The organism is Phytohabitans aurantiacus, assembly GCF_027923225.1.
GTDB classification, from domain to species: domain Bacteria; phylum Actinomycetota; class Actinomycetes; order Mycobacteriales; family Micromonosporaceae; genus Phytohabitans; species Phytohabitans aurantiacus.
This window is the reverse complement of the sequence record NZ_BSDI01000040.1, coordinates 37,016-50,019: the sequence shown is the minus strand read 5'-3', so window position 1 is coordinate 50,019 and position 13,004 is coordinate 37,016. Positions and strand designations below refer to the sequence as shown.

General features: G+C 68.6%; 13 protein-coding genes and 1 pseudogene. All 14 read right to left on the bottom strand.

Annotation, left to right across the window (positions count from 1 at the left end; translation table 11 throughout):
• Positions 1 to 47: 47 nt before the first annotated feature.
• The 14 genes and pseudogenes from QMG73_RS31640 to QMG73_RS31580 all read right to left on the bottom strand — a co-directional run bounded on the left by QMG73_RS31640 (position 48) and on the right by QMG73_RS31580 (position 12,978).
• Positions 48 to 1,058 carry a zinc-dependent alcohol dehydrogenase gene (locus QMG73_RS31640; protein ID WP_281901774.1) on the bottom strand — a complete coding sequence of 337 codons (1,011 nt, stop codon included), beginning with the start codon at positions 1,056 to 1,058 and terminating at the stop codon, positions 48 to 50.
• Positions 1,040 to 1,438 (bottom strand): hypothetical protein, encoded by a 399-nt coding sequence (locus tag QMG73_RS31635; protein ID WP_281901773.1) that lies wholly within the window; start codon positions 1,436 to 1,438, stop codon positions 1,040 to 1,042. The genes QMG73_RS31640 and QMG73_RS31635 overlap by 19 nt, the downstream gene beginning before the upstream one ends.
• An 18-nt stretch (positions 1,439 to 1,456) precedes the next feature.
• Positions 1,457 to 2,419 (bottom strand): Acg family FMN-binding oxidoreductase, encoded by a 963-nt coding sequence (locus tag QMG73_RS31630; protein ID WP_281901771.1) that lies wholly within the window; start codon positions 2,417 to 2,419, stop codon positions 1,457 to 1,459.
• On the bottom strand, positions 2,416 to 3,282 hold the full coding sequence (locus tag QMG73_RS31625; protein WP_281901769.1) for a universal stress protein: 867 nt from the start codon (positions 3,280 to 3,282) through the stop codon (positions 2,416 to 2,418). The genes QMG73_RS31630 and QMG73_RS31625 overlap by 4 nt, the downstream gene beginning before the upstream one ends.
• A 349-nt stretch (positions 3,283 to 3,631) precedes the next feature.
• Positions 3,632 to 4,516, bottom strand: coding sequence for a site-specific integrase (locus tag QMG73_RS31620; RefSeq protein WP_281901768.1), 885 nt, complete (start codon positions 4,514 to 4,516; stop codon positions 3,632 to 3,634).
• A 93-nt stretch (positions 4,517 to 4,609) separates the two neighbouring features.
• Positions 4,610 to 4,888, bottom strand: coding sequence for a hypothetical protein (locus tag QMG73_RS31615; RefSeq protein WP_281901766.1), 279 nt, complete (start codon positions 4,886 to 4,888; stop codon positions 4,610 to 4,612).
• A 494-nt stretch (positions 4,889 to 5,382) separates the two neighbouring features.
• Positions 5,383 to 5,784: a hypothetical protein gene (locus QMG73_RS31610; protein WP_281901764.1), complete on the bottom strand. Its 402-nt coding sequence runs from the start codon at positions 5,782 to 5,784 to the stop codon at positions 5,383 to 5,385.
• 142 nt (positions 5,785 to 5,926) lie between these two features.
• The gene (locus tag QMG73_RS31605; RefSeq protein WP_407676884.1) at positions 5,927 to 9,223 is read right to left on the bottom strand and encodes an FAD-dependent oxidoreductase; all 3,297 of its coding nucleotides are present in this window, start codon (positions 9,221 to 9,223) and stop codon (positions 5,927 to 5,929) included.
• A 42-nt stretch (positions 9,224 to 9,265) separates the two neighbouring features.
• Positions 9,266 to 9,862: pseudogene (locus QMG73_RS46505) on the bottom strand (S8 family serine peptidase); the annotation flags it as partial.
• 282 nt (positions 9,863 to 10,144) lie between these two features.
• Positions 10,145 to 10,735, bottom strand: a complete 591-nt coding sequence (locus tag QMG73_RS31600) for a PASTA domain-containing protein (RefSeq protein ID WP_281901763.1) — start codon at positions 10,733 to 10,735, stop codon at positions 10,145 to 10,147.
• A 9-nt stretch (positions 10,736 to 10,744) separates the two neighbouring features.
• A complete protein-coding gene (locus QMG73_RS31595) occupies positions 10,745 to 11,302 on the bottom strand; it encodes a hypothetical protein (protein WP_281901761.1) in 558 nt (185 codons plus the stop codon).
• A 9-nt stretch (positions 11,303 to 11,311) separates the two neighbouring features.
• Complete coding sequence (locus QMG73_RS31590) at positions 11,312 to 11,770, bottom strand: hypothetical protein (protein WP_281901759.1); 459 nt, start codon at positions 11,768 to 11,770, stop codon at positions 11,312 to 11,314.
• Positions 11,771 to 11,776: 6 nt separating this feature from the next.
• Positions 11,777 to 12,589, bottom strand: coding sequence for a hypothetical protein (locus QMG73_RS31585; protein ID WP_281901757.1), 813 nt, complete (start codon positions 12,587 to 12,589; stop codon positions 11,777 to 11,779).
• A gap of 23 nt (positions 12,590 to 12,612) precedes the next feature.
• Complete coding sequence (locus tag QMG73_RS31580) at positions 12,613 to 12,978, bottom strand: hypothetical protein (RefSeq protein ID WP_281901755.1); 366 nt, start codon at positions 12,976 to 12,978, stop codon at positions 12,613 to 12,615.
• Between the last annotated feature and the right edge of the window lie 26 nt (positions 12,979 to 13,004).

Here is a 13,004-nt window from a genome sequence, read left to right as displayed (position 1 = left end):
CCTGCGGGAGGCTGGGGATCGGGGTTAGGGCCGTTGGTCCCGGACGGTCAGGGCTGTAGCACCAAACGGGCCGGCACCCGGCTGGCGAGTACGTCGTCGATCGCCGTGTTGATCTCGTCGAGCTTGCGTACCTCGTAAATCACCTTGGTCCGTCCGGCAGCGTGCAGCTTGAACACCGTGGCAAGGTCGTCGCGTGTGCCGACGATCGATCCGATCACCGAGATTCCCTTCAGGACCGTCTCGAAGATCGGCAACCGCATCGCGTTGTCCTTGGGAAGCGACACCAGCACCAGCCGGCCGCCGCGGCGCAGCGAGGCGTGCGCCTGCTCCAGCACCTTCGGCTCGGCGGCGAGCACCACCGCCACATCGACGCCGCCCAGCGACTGGATGGCCGCTACCGGGTCAGTCGTCGCGGCGTTGACCAGCTCGGTCGCGCCCAGCGAGGCGGCCAGCCGCAGCTTCTCCTCGGTCACGTCGACGGCCACCGTCTCACCACCGAAGATCTGCGCGTACTGCTGAGCCAGATGTCCAAGCCCACCAACGCCGAAGATCGCCACGCGCTCACCCGGCTGGACCCCGGCCACCTTGACGGCCTTGTAGGTGGTCACGCCCGCACAGGTCAGCGGCGCCGCCGCGAACGGGTCCACGCCGTCGGGCACCGGCACCACGTACCGGGCCGACGCGACCGCGTACTCCGCGTGCGCGCCGTCGATCGAGTAGCCGGTGTTGCGCTGCGCCTCGCACAGCGTCTCCCACCCGCTCACGCAGTACTGGCAGGTGCCGCACGCCGAGCCCAGCCACGGGATCGCGACCCGGTCACCGACCGCCGGAGACGTGACCCCATCGCCGGTCTGCTCCACAATGCCCACGCCTTCGTGGCCCGGCGTGAATGGTACGGACGGTTTGACGGGCCAGTCTCCGCGTGCGGCGTGGATATCGGTGTGGCACAGGCCGCTGGCCTCGATGCGCACCAGAACCTGCCCGGGCCCCGGCTCGGGGACCGGAACGTCCCTGATCTCCAACGGTTTCTCGAAGCTCGTCACGACCGACGCGCGCATCTGCGTCCTCCTTCGGATCTGGTGTTCCGCTGCGGCCACCACCGGGGCCGCCCTCGCCCGGTGGGGGAGAAGCCTCTGAGACTGACCCAGCCGCCGTGTCCCATCCGGATGGCCCCGACCACCGGGGTCCGCCGGCGGGTTACGGCGACCGCCGCACCGACGATCGTCACCGCGGCGAGCGCGGCGGCGGCCAACTCGCCCACGTCGAGCACGGGGCGGTAGCGGACCCGCCCGCCAGCGACTACGAAGGCACCGACCGGGCGCGGCTTCGCCCCGCCGCTGACGACCGGTACCAGCAGCACCGGTTCCGGGCCGGCGAACTCGATCGGCGCCGCGATCGGCTCGGCCTCCGTGGCCGGGCGCACGACAGTGTCCAACATGGACGTCCCCTTTCCGGTTCAGGGTTCGATGACGTCAGCGGGGTCGCGCCGCGGGGTGGGGTAGCCCGGTTGGCCGTACCCGATGCGCAGCACCATCTGCGGCGTGCCGAACCGGCCAAGTGCGGTGCGCAGGCGTTCGCGGGCAGCGGGCACCTCGATCGGCTGCGAGTGCATGGACGCGGCCAGGCCGGCGTCCGTGACGGTCAGCAGCACCGCCTGCAGCGCCTGACCGGCCCGGATCTGGTCGCTGGGCGAATTCGACGCGGTACCCAGCACCGCGACCAGCGGGTCGGCCTCGAAATCCCGGCCGGCGGCGCGCGGTCGGCTACCGAACGGGCGGCCGGGCAGCAGGTCGGTGGGTTCCGGACTGGGCCCGCCGGCCGCGGCGGGCACCCCGTCGGGCGCTGCGGCGTGCCGGGTCCAGTCGGTCAGTTCGGTCGCGTATTCGGGGTCGCGGTGCAGGACGCGATGGGCGGCATGCGCGATCTCGCTCACCGCCGCGAGCGGTCCGGGCCCGATGAGCAGTTCCAGCCAAGCGGCCTCCGCGCGGGCCGCTGCGATCAGACGGGCACGAGCATCACCCGGTACCGGGTCCGGCCAGAACGGCAGCCGGTTGCTGTGCCGGCGCCAGATGGCCGCATACTGGTCGCGCTCGGCAGGCGTCGCTGGGCGTGCCGGCCCCGGCCGTACCCGTGCCATCAGATCCGGATCGGTCAGGTCCGGACGGACCTCCACCACTGCCGGCGCTCCCTGCACGGCAAAGGCGAGCCGCAGGTTGTAGATAGCCGCCCCGCAAGCGATACGGGTGGCCCAGCCGGATGGGTCAGAAACAGGCAGCCGCCGCGCCGGATCGGCGTACACGTCGATGCCGCCCTCTCGGAGCCGGAACCGCCACGGCTGGCTGTTGTGCATCGACGGCGCCCTGATGGCGGCGGTGACCGCTTCGCGCAGATCGATCTGTGGCTGGATGGTGGTGCTCATCGTGGTGCTCCCATGGATGGGACGACCGCGACCGGGCCGCCGGCCTGGTCGACGACGCCGTGGCTGACAGAGCCCAGCAGCACGCGGGCCGCCACGCCGTGGCCGCGGGCGCCGAGCGCCAGCAGCCGAGCGCCAGCGGCGGCGCGAAGCAGGGCCGGCAGGGCTCGCCCGGTGTACACGGCTCGCTTGACCCGCACGTCCGGGTACTTGTGGGTCCACGGCTCGACCTGTTCGGCCAGCAGCCGCAGCCCGGCCGGTTCGGCGGGGAAGTGTGCCTCCAGCATCGTGTCGTCGAACCAGAAGTCATCGGGGGCGTCGGCGGTGGCGTGCACGGCGGCGAGTGGCACCCGGTGTGTGGCCGCGTAGCGGAAGGCGAGCTCCAGTCCACCCGCGGAAGGCTCGGAACCGTCGACGCCGACCACGACATGCCCGGCAAACGGGCCAGCCGGACCCGTGACCGGCCGCACCACTATCGTCGGGACGGGCACGTGACCCAGCAGCCGGTGCGTGATCTCGCGCCAGCCCCTACTGCTCGGCGCCCCGAGGACCAGCACATCCGCGTCCCGGGCAGCGTCGGCCAGCAGCGCGACCGCGTGGTGCTCTGGACGGATGCGCACGCTGACCCGTTCGCCGCCCAGGCGGGCGCGGGTCGCGGCAACTGCGCGCGCCAGCGGCGGGTCCGCCAGCTCGAGCACAGCCATCGGCACCGCGGCCGGATACCGGCCGAGCACGGACTCGGCGGGGCAGCCGTGGCAGATGACCAGGTGCCCGCCGGTGGCGGCGGCCTCGTCGGCGGCCCAGGCCAATGCCTGCCAGGACGTCGCGGTGCCGGCCACGCCGACGGCGACACGTGGAAACGCCATCGCCCTCACCGCCTTCCACGCTGGCCCGTCACCAGGTCGGCGCGAGCTCTTCCTGGCACCACACTGCCGCGTGCCGGCGCGGCCGCGCAGGGCCAGAAGTCCCGACGGTCCGGGCAGGTAAGCACACGCTGGGTTCTCGCGGCACCTCAGGCGCGGTCAGTCTCGGAGCGTGGCGATGACTCCTTTACTCGGCCGGTTTATGCTTCAGACGACCTGGGCAAACGTGCGCGAGCATGCCGCTGGGCCACTGGGGGTCAAGGGGGCGTCGGTTCGAATCCGGCCGTCCCGACATGGCTTGAGCTGCTGATATGCCGTGCGTGGTATATCAGCGGTTATGTATAAGGGCCGATTATGGTCGCAGTATGGTCGCATGCGAGCGTCGTCCTGGCGGTGTGCCTCTTGCCGTGCGTTCGGCAGCCTCCAATGCGGTGGCGGTGGCATCGACTGCGCCCTGTGCGGCTTGGCGGGTCAGGTGGCCGTAGATGTCAACGGTGGTCGAAAAAGTGGAGTGCCGCAAGGTCTTAGACACCATGGCCAGCGGAACTCCGGACGCGATCATGATGGTGGCGGCCAGGTGACGTAAGTCGTGGACCCGGATCCGCGGCACACCCGCCGCCTCAGCCAGCTCGTAGAAGCGGCGCAGCACGCGCTCGGGGCGGATCGGCTGCCCTTCAGGCCGGCAGAAGACGAGTCCCCGGTCGTTGGATGCCCTGCCGGTGATGGCTGTGGCGCGCTGACGTCTGGCGCAGCGGCGTAGCGCGGCGACGGCTCGGCTGGACAACGCGATCCAGTCGCGGCTGCCGGGCGTCTTCGGCGTGCTGAGCACCAAGCGGCTGTTGTCGACGGCGACGAGGGTGTGTCGGACGAATAGCAGCCGGGCTTGCAGGTCGACGTCGGCCCAGTGCAGGCCGAGCGCTTCGCCTTTGCGCATGCCCGTACAGATCAGCACCTCGAAGAGCTCGGTGAGGGGGTCGTCGACCTGGCGGCAGTAGCGCAGGAATGCGACGGTTTCCTCGATGGTCCAACATGGACGTTCGGCGCGGTGTGGGAGTGGGATGGCGGTGTAGCGGGCTGCGTTGTGGGTTAGTCGGCGTTGGCGGATAGCGTCGTTGAGCGCGTTGGACAGTGTGGCGATGCAGCGGCGTAGGGTGACCGGGCCGCGGCCTGCGGCAAGCTGGGTCCGCACGAACCGGTCGACATGTTGGTGCGTCAGGCGTTCGAGGCGAAACCGCACCGAAGGCCGGCAGCAGATCGTTGTGCAGATAGTCGCGATAGCGGGCCACGGTGGTCGGCTTGAGCTGCCATGCCTTGGCGTCCAGCCAGCCGATCAGGTAGTCGGCGACGGTCTGGGTGTCGTCGAGGTAGACGCCGGCGCGTTCGCATTCCAGCACCTGCCCAGTGCCGTGCGGGCGTCGGCGCGGGTGTCGTAGCCGCTGCGGCGCATGGTCTTGCGCTTGCCGTCGGGTGACGGCATGTCTACGGCGAAAGCCCAGCTTCCGTGTCGCGGGTTGGCCAGTTGTGGGCAGCGGGCGCCCAGTTGCTGGCCGTTGGTATCGCGGCAGCCGCAGCGTCGGTACACGCGGCCGCGATTCGGGTTGGGTCTCATGACGTCCTCCTAGGATCGACAAACGGCCTTGAGATCATCATGATCGTGTTCGGGTGCGACCACGTTGCGACCACCGGCCGTGTTACGGCTGGTCAGCGGTGGGGCAGGTGAGGCCAGCTCAAGGGGTTGCTCAGCCGCAGTGCCGCACGATTACCCGGACGGAAACCGAATCCGCCGAACGCCGAGCACGAGATGGTTTGCCGCTGGCTCAGCCTGCAGAAGTTGATCGACAAACATGCCAGCGCTTTCCAGCGCCGTCGGTACCACAGCGCTACGTGGAGTCACTGCCCGTGTGCGGCAATTTCCAGGTCTGCCAGGTGGGCGACTGATCTCGGTATGAGGTGATGCATTGTTTCTTGCTCTCGGCCGAGCCCGTTGGCGGCGACTCTGTCTGCCAGGTCACGTAGTTGCGGGTGGCCGTCCTGGGCGAGCCGGCGGGCTAGGCGTTTCTGCTCATCGTCTTGCTGCAGTGGCGATCCAGTAGGCGGTGTCGATCACGAGAAGCACCGCCGCGACCACGGACGCCAGCAGCAAGGAGGCTGCTCGCCGTTCGCTTGTAGACCTCGACGGATGAGCGGGCTCGCGTTGGCGCCACTCATCGCCTCGTACAGCAGGCTCACGAATGTCGACGGCGGCATACGCGACCGCTTCACGACCTCGTACGGACACTGGTTGAGCAGCAGCGGCAGGTGTGCGCCGCAGAGCAGCACGAAGATGGGCCTGCCCTGCTGCATCATCCTGTCGATCTTGAGTCCGAGCCGCTCGGACGCGGTCGACCCTTTGTGACGACGCGCACTGCCGTCGACCCGGCGACGCCGCCTCTCATGTTCGGCTGCGGCAGCCCCTTCGTCGTCGGCCTCTGTCGGGATACCGGTCTTTTGGAGGTACTCCGCCATCCGCGTCCCTGAAGCCGAGGTTCCCGAGGACTTGGACAGCGAGAGTACCGGCTGCTGTGCGAGCTGATGCCGGACCGCGTTCGTGCTGGCGTGGGCTGACCATCGGCCATGAGCTGCAACAACTCCCGATGATTCAGGCTCATCAGCTTTCTGCTGGACGGTGTTCCCAGTGCCACGGCTCCCGCTCGTATGGTGAATAGCCGAACGAGGCGGCATTAGCCCTGAGCCATCGGTATAGCCATGTGGTCCGCCATGCCTGTACCGCGGGAGCGGCGGTGGAGTTGCGGATGCCGTGTCCTTTGGTCCGTTCCTGCATCAGGTCGATCGCGATGCCGTTCTGGTGGTTGCTGTAGCCTGGCGCGGCGATGCGTGCCGGGATGCGGAAGACCTCGAGCAGGTAGCCCACTGCGGCATCACTGTGTGGGCCGCCGGGTAGCGCGTCGCGTGCCTGTCGGGTGTCGTCGTAGTAGCTGGTGAAGTACTTCCGCCACAGTCGCGTTTGGTGAGAGCGGTCCCGGTAGCCGCTGGACGCGGTAACCCGTACCGTGTGGCCTGCGTCTGCGTCGCCGGCGGCGTGTGCGGCGGTGAGTGCGGTGTTGGCCGCCGCCAGCATCCGCCCGGCCGCTTGTGCAGCGTCGCGTCGCATGCTGATCTCGGTGCCCGCGACCGGAGCGAGTTCCTCCGGGCCGAGGTCGCGGCCGGGTGAGCCTCGCCGTCGTGCTTGGCGGGCGATGTGCGCGTCAAGGACCGCCTCACGGAACCGCACCTGTGCCTCCGTGGAAGTCCAGCGTTCCTGGGTTTGGGCGTCCTCGGTGGACAGTTCTTGTGGCGCTTGGGGTCGCAGGATCATGACATGGTCGAGGACGACACCTACCGGGTCGGTCACCCGCCGGGCCTGGCGGTGCGGCCCCATGGCCATCACGTGGACATATCGGCCAGGCAGAGGGGAGTCAACGACATACCCTGCCGGGGTTAGTGCCTCCCGTACCCGCAGCGTCGGCGTCGCCACAACGGCGACCGCCGCGAATGGGCTCCCGCGGCCGCGGGTCAGCATCAAATCCCCTGGACGCAGCGCCGGCAGGCGGGTGGCCCGGGGTCCGGCGACCAGTGACAAGGTGGCAGCGATCGGGCCTGGGATCTGACCTGTGCCTGCGGCGAATGCGTCGAAGAGTTGTGCGGGCGTGAGGTGTTCGCTGTCACTGGTCGGCCCGGTGATGAGGCCCGCAGGACCACGCACGACATCTTCTCCTTCCGTTGGAGCGTATGGAGGCCGGTGGGGATCACACGCTGCGGCGGTGATGAGCTCGGCTGCTCGGTTGCCGGACTGGAGGGCGCCTTCCATGTAGCCAAAGAAGCCGGGTGAGGTTTGCTCGCCGGCGAAGAACAGGCGGCCCTGGTACGGCCGGCTGAGATTCCTGAGGACCGTGGTGACCTGACCAAGGGCGGGGTTGGCGTATCCGGTGCCGATCCACCGCTCGTTCGGCCAGTCGGCGAACAGCCGCGCTGTCAGCCTTTTGCGGTAGCCGGGGAAGATCTCTTCAAGGCGATGAGGGTAGTGGGCGGCGTCCAGTACCAGCCCGTCGCCGGAGTACGTCGACAGGGCGAAGCCGTTCTTTGGCTGGCGCTGGTTGTCGGTGCCTTCCCAGACGCTGCCCACCTGGTCCCAGAGCACATTCGGCGATCCCCAGTGGTTGGAGGTGAATGCGCCGATGAACTTCACCGCGGGCCCGTGGCGGATGGTGAAGTCGGCCGGTGTGAACGGCGGGTTCGAGTGGATTGAGGGCCACACGGCGGGTGGTAGTGCCAGTACGACGTAAGCGAAGGGTGCTGAGGTGCACACGCCGTCGCCCTCGTATGTGAGTCGGGCGCCGTCGGAGTGGATCTCGATGCTGCTGACCGGTGTGTTCAGCCTGACGTCAGGCAGGCTTTTTGCGAGGTGCGTGGCGAGTTGTTCGTTGCCGCCTTTGCAGCGGCGCGTCTCCGTGCGCGTCCAGTACCCGCGGACGTTGCCGTCGATAGTGTGCGCCCGGACCGCGGCTAGGAGTCCGAGGTAGCTCTGCTCGGCGACCGGCGCGCACTGGTCGTTGGCGGCGACGAGGTCGAACAGCCGCCGGGCAATGGTCCCGGTCCGACCGAACATGTCGGGCCGGCTGAGGCGGTCCGCGACGGAGAGGGCGTCGAGGCCCGCCGCATCCGGTGCGGTCCAGGGCTGGTCAAACGGCACCGCCTGCGCCTCCCGGCCGATGAGCGTCTGCACGCGGGTGATCTGGCGCTCGGCGTCCGCCACCTGTTTGGGGGTGAGGAAGTGGTTGCCGAGGCGGGTTCGGGCCGGTCCCGAGCGGCCAAGAGGTTGAAGGTGCAGCCCGAAAGTCGCAGCCAGGCGATGCCACGTCGGGTGGTTGTCGCCGATGAGCTCGGCGCCGGCCTCCAGGACCTTTCCGGGCACCAGATCCGCATCTGTGCGGACGCGGCCGCCGAGCCGTCCGGAAGCCTCGAAGACGGTGACGGGAAAGCCGGTCCTGGTCAGGTGCCAGGCGGCGGCGAGTCCGGCGAATCCGCCGCCGACGACCGCGACCGGGAGGTGTGCGTATGACGCATCGGCGACCTCGCTCGCTACGGAGGTACCGAAGCCCGTGGCCAGGCGGCGCGTGGCCGCCACAGGATTGAGGTAGCCGTTGCCGAGACGGTCGCGGTCCGCGTTCTCGGCGGGCGGATCGCAGCTGGCCAGGACCGCCAGCCGGGTCTCCTCGATGCTGAGCTTGCGTCCAGCGGCCTCAAAGAGCATCGCCACGGTGGCGGTGACCGCAGGGGCTGCCATGCTGGTGCCGGACATCCTGACGTATGCCGGGCCCGGCGTGGACCCGCGCGGACGCGAACGCGGGCCGAGGACGAGGACTCCCGGTGCGGCGATCAACGGCACACCCCGCCCGTCCCGAGTGGGACCGGAGCTGCTGAAGCGGGCCGGTGGGCGGTCCGCGTGATGGCTGTCGTAGGCCGCGACCACGAACGTGCGGCGGCCGTTGGCGATCGAGCCGAGCGTCGTACGAGGGTCGGCGTCCGCCTCCGTGAATCGCGTCTGGCAGCCGCGGCAGGCGCCATCCCGCTCGATCCAGCCGTGCATGCGCCCGTCCACGATGTCATCGGCGGTAAGCGTGACGACCCAGCGCGACACCGTCGGTGTGGGCTCAAGGTAGGCGCTCACCTGGCAGTCGCCGTTCTGCGGGTCACCGACCCGGTGGTAGACCCGGGCCGCCTCGCGGCCGTCGATGGAAATCGAGCCATGCTCACCTGGTGGAACCGTCAGGCTGTATTTCCTATCTGATGTGGACAGCCGAACGGTGATGCGGTCGACACCGGGGTACCAGAGATCGAGTTCATTGAGCGTCAGATCGTTCGGGTCGATATCGAGGCGGAAGCTGTGTTCACCGCCCGGACGCATTCGCCACGACGTGTGTGTTCGCCGCTCTGCGTAGTTCCCACACGATTGGACTATGGCTCTGCCTGGGACGGCTGAAACCAGGTGGTCCATCGCACGCTCCACGAGCGACCGTCCAGTGTGTTCACCCGCATGCCTGCCTAGGCTGAGATTTATGACACAGGCTCGACCGGCCGCCTTGCGCACGATGAAGTCCAACGCTTCTAGCAGTTCCACAGAGGACCCGAGCGGGGCTATCCGGTCGTGTCGGCCTGGGTTCACGAAGACGATCGCCGCATCGGACGCAAAACCCGGCTGACCGCCCCCTATCCCATTGCCGCACGCAATCCCGGTCGTGTGAGTGCCATGCGCACCGAGGCCTGCGTCGAAGTCCGCCGGATGGTAACCAAGCATCGCGTACGGGTCGTCCTCCCTCAGCGCGGCGTCGATGTCAGAGGCATCGAAGACCCGGCCGTAGCCGTACGAGGACGGGGCGCCCGGCCCGCTGGAACCCTGTAACCACAGGGCTTCGACCCGGGTACCGCCGCCGCCAGAGTGCCGTAGCGCGGCGTGCTGGACATCAAGACCCCAGTCGACGAATCCGACCACAATCCCTTTCCCGGTCCACGGCAGCCCGGAGGACCGGCCGATGTCGCCCGGCATGGTGGCGCCGGCCTCCACTTCCATCGTCGGCGCGTCCGGCGGCTCGAGGTCAGGGGTGTACCAGTGCGGCGCCTTCACACTGACGGTGATGGTGTCCGCCCACACCCGCGCCAACTCGCCACGTCGGACACGTGCCGTCACGACGTCACCGAACCGGCAGACGACCCGGGCATCAGGCGGCGTCCGCGCCGGGTCACGCAGCCGGAGGATCACCGCGACCTCGTCACCCGGATCGCCGCGCCGCGCCAGCTCCCTCAGTGCCGGGTCCATCCCGCGTCCCAGCTACGCTTTCTTGGCTGCGCCGGGGCCTGCCCCGGCCGATTTCAGCTTGGCCGCGATGTCGTCCAGCTTCTGGACCAGTACGTCATGCCGTCCCTTCGCATCGACCTCCGTCTCGACCGTTTGCACGGCCGTGGTGACAGCAACCACATCGGCCTTGACCTGCGTCACATGGGTATTGACCGTGCCCACCTCCGACTTGACCTGCGTCACCTCGGTTTTGACGCTGCCAACGTCCGCTTTGACTTGGGTCACGTCGGCCCTGACCTGGCCAAGTTCGGCCGAAGCGGCGGCGACGGCATCCTTCAGCTCTTTGAAGAGCTTGTCGAAGTCCGGCGGCGGACCCGGGGGGGCGATCGCAATGTTGATCAAAACCTGTGTATTCGGAGGAACCGTCTTTCCTTGCGCGGGTTCCTGGCTTACCACCTTTCCGAGCGGCGTGAAGGACTCCGCGTCCTGGCTGCGGCAACGTAGGCCGGCTTCCTTTAGGATCTTTTCGGCCTCGGCCTTTTCCTTACCCACGACATCCGGCACGGCGATCCTCCGGCCGGCGGGGCCGCCGAAGTTGAGGATCGGAACCGCTGGGCTGGTCATAGTCGCCTCCTACTTCCGCAGCGCCGTGATTAGGAGAATTGGAGTGAGGTCCATGGGTTTACCCGTGTCGCCGCCGCTGAGCCCCGGCAACAAAAGCAACAGTGGCAGGAGTGTGGACAGCTGGTCCTGCGACTGGGTCACCACCTTGACCGTCCTGCCGTCCTCGGCGGGCACTTCCACAGCCTGCTGGCTGATCAAGGGCAGCAGCAGCGCCAACATCCTCGTCTGCTGGAGCTCCGCCCGCGTCGCGTCGACGCCCTTGGTCCGATCGGTGGCTTCCTTCCTCAGCAGCGCTGTGGTCCGCTCCTGCTCCGCGGCCAGGCCGTTGGTCCGGCTCTCCAACGTCTTGACGGCATTGCCCAGCGTCTCGATCTTGGCGTCCAGATTGCGTGCGGCTGCCTGCACCTGACCCTGGCTCGCCGCCGTCGGAGCCTGCCTCGAGGTGAAGCTGCTCTGGCGGCTCGGGGTGCGGACTGCGGTCGGACGGCGCCGAGCGACACGCTCGTCGAAGTCCTCGTACTCGAATCCGTCCAGTAGGGAGTCGAGTTCGTCGGTGTACCCGTTCATGAATCTCTCCTATTCCACGCTCTTCCGGTGCTCTTCCTCGGTGTTGTTCGGTGTACGCATCCGGACGTACATGCGCACCGCGGGCACGACGAACCGCTCGAAGCCGTCAGGGTCCGGTGTCGTGAAGCCACCGCCGCCGCGACCGCGACACCACCGGCACGCAGCGTCTTCGCCGCAGCAGGCTGGACACGCCCCCAGCGCCGCCGTCAGGTCATCGAGCAACGCCCGCGCCGACGCCAGCTCGGTGGTTAGCGCGTCGAGGTGGCCACGCAGTGCCTCGGCACGTTCTCGGCGCCGCGCCTGTTGTTGGGTCTCCTCCAGTTCCCGCTCCTGACGCGCCAATTCCTCGTTGAGCTCCGCCTCACGCCGGGCGAGTAGATCGGCGACCGGTGCGATCCTTGGGTCGGTGAGGTCGCCGCCCGGTCCCTGCTGCCGCAGCAGTTCGATGAGCTGCTCAGTGCTCGCCATCGCCGGTCACCACCGGGTCGGCGCATACAGCAACACGTCATCGTCGGCGTCGTCGTACTCCGCCTCCGGCCAGTCAGCCGCCTCGTCGTACTCCGTTTCGCGGGCCAGGAGCTGGAACAGCCGAGCGGCGCGCTGGTCGGGGTCGGCCGGATCGGCGACGAGCTGACCTGTTGGTCCGACCAGGTACGCCGGCACCGACTCGGCGGTATCCGTAGCCAGCGCTTCTGCCTCGGCTTGCCGGGCAAGGGCAGACAGCAGGCCGGCGAAGGCGCTGGCTGGTACCGGTGTGCCGGACCTGCCGACCGGCACGGCCGTGCCTGAACCGCCAAGCAGCCCTGCGATCGCCTGCCCCATCTCCGGCCGACGTAGCAGTCCGAGAAGGTTCGCGGCAGCGTCCGGTGCCCCGCCCCCGCGCAACGCGCCGGCGGTACCGACCACACCGCTGAGCACGCCGCCCACATCGCGCGCGGCGCCTTGGCCGTGTTTGCTGAGCGCCGCGCCCGCGGCACCGGTCAACGCTCCTCCGAGCGCGCCCCATGGACCGAGCCGACTACCGGCGGCGGCTCCCTGAAGCGCGCCCTGGAACCCGGTGGCGACCACCGGTGCGGCTTGCTGCGCGAACTGGCCCACGTCGCGGGCCACGCCGCTCAGCGCCTTGCCTAGCCCGTTGAAGAACTCCTCGTACTCCGCCGGCGTGACGCCCTCACCAAAAGCCGACTCGAACGCCGCCTCGAGCTCCGCGTCCGACAGCGACGCGAACCGCGGATCCAGAACCTCCCGCAGCCGTGGATAGACCGTCTCTGCGCTGATCTCTGCCATCGCTTCTCCTATCCAGCCAATGCCTAGCCTCTCCGCTCCGGCGCGATCTGCCGAACCATTCCCGCCAAACCCGTGATCCTGATGTCACTGATACGGGTGACCCGAGGGCTCAGGCGATACAGCATTCCTTCGTCCCGATCAAGGTCGACCGCGAGCACGCCAAGCCGCGGGTACTCATCCAACAGACGCTCAGCCACGGGCGGCAGCTCCGCGCCTCGCATCCCGACAATGACTACCTCGACGTGAATTCGACCGGCTTCGAGAAGGGTTTCCACCTCACCGCTTGTCTCGCCGACGATGAGCAGGTCGTGCTGACCTGCGACCGCGTCGTGGACCATGGACCGCAGGTCGGACGTGGCGCCAGCCAGGAGAATACGAATCCGTGACACCGTCCGACGTTACGAGCGCCGACGGC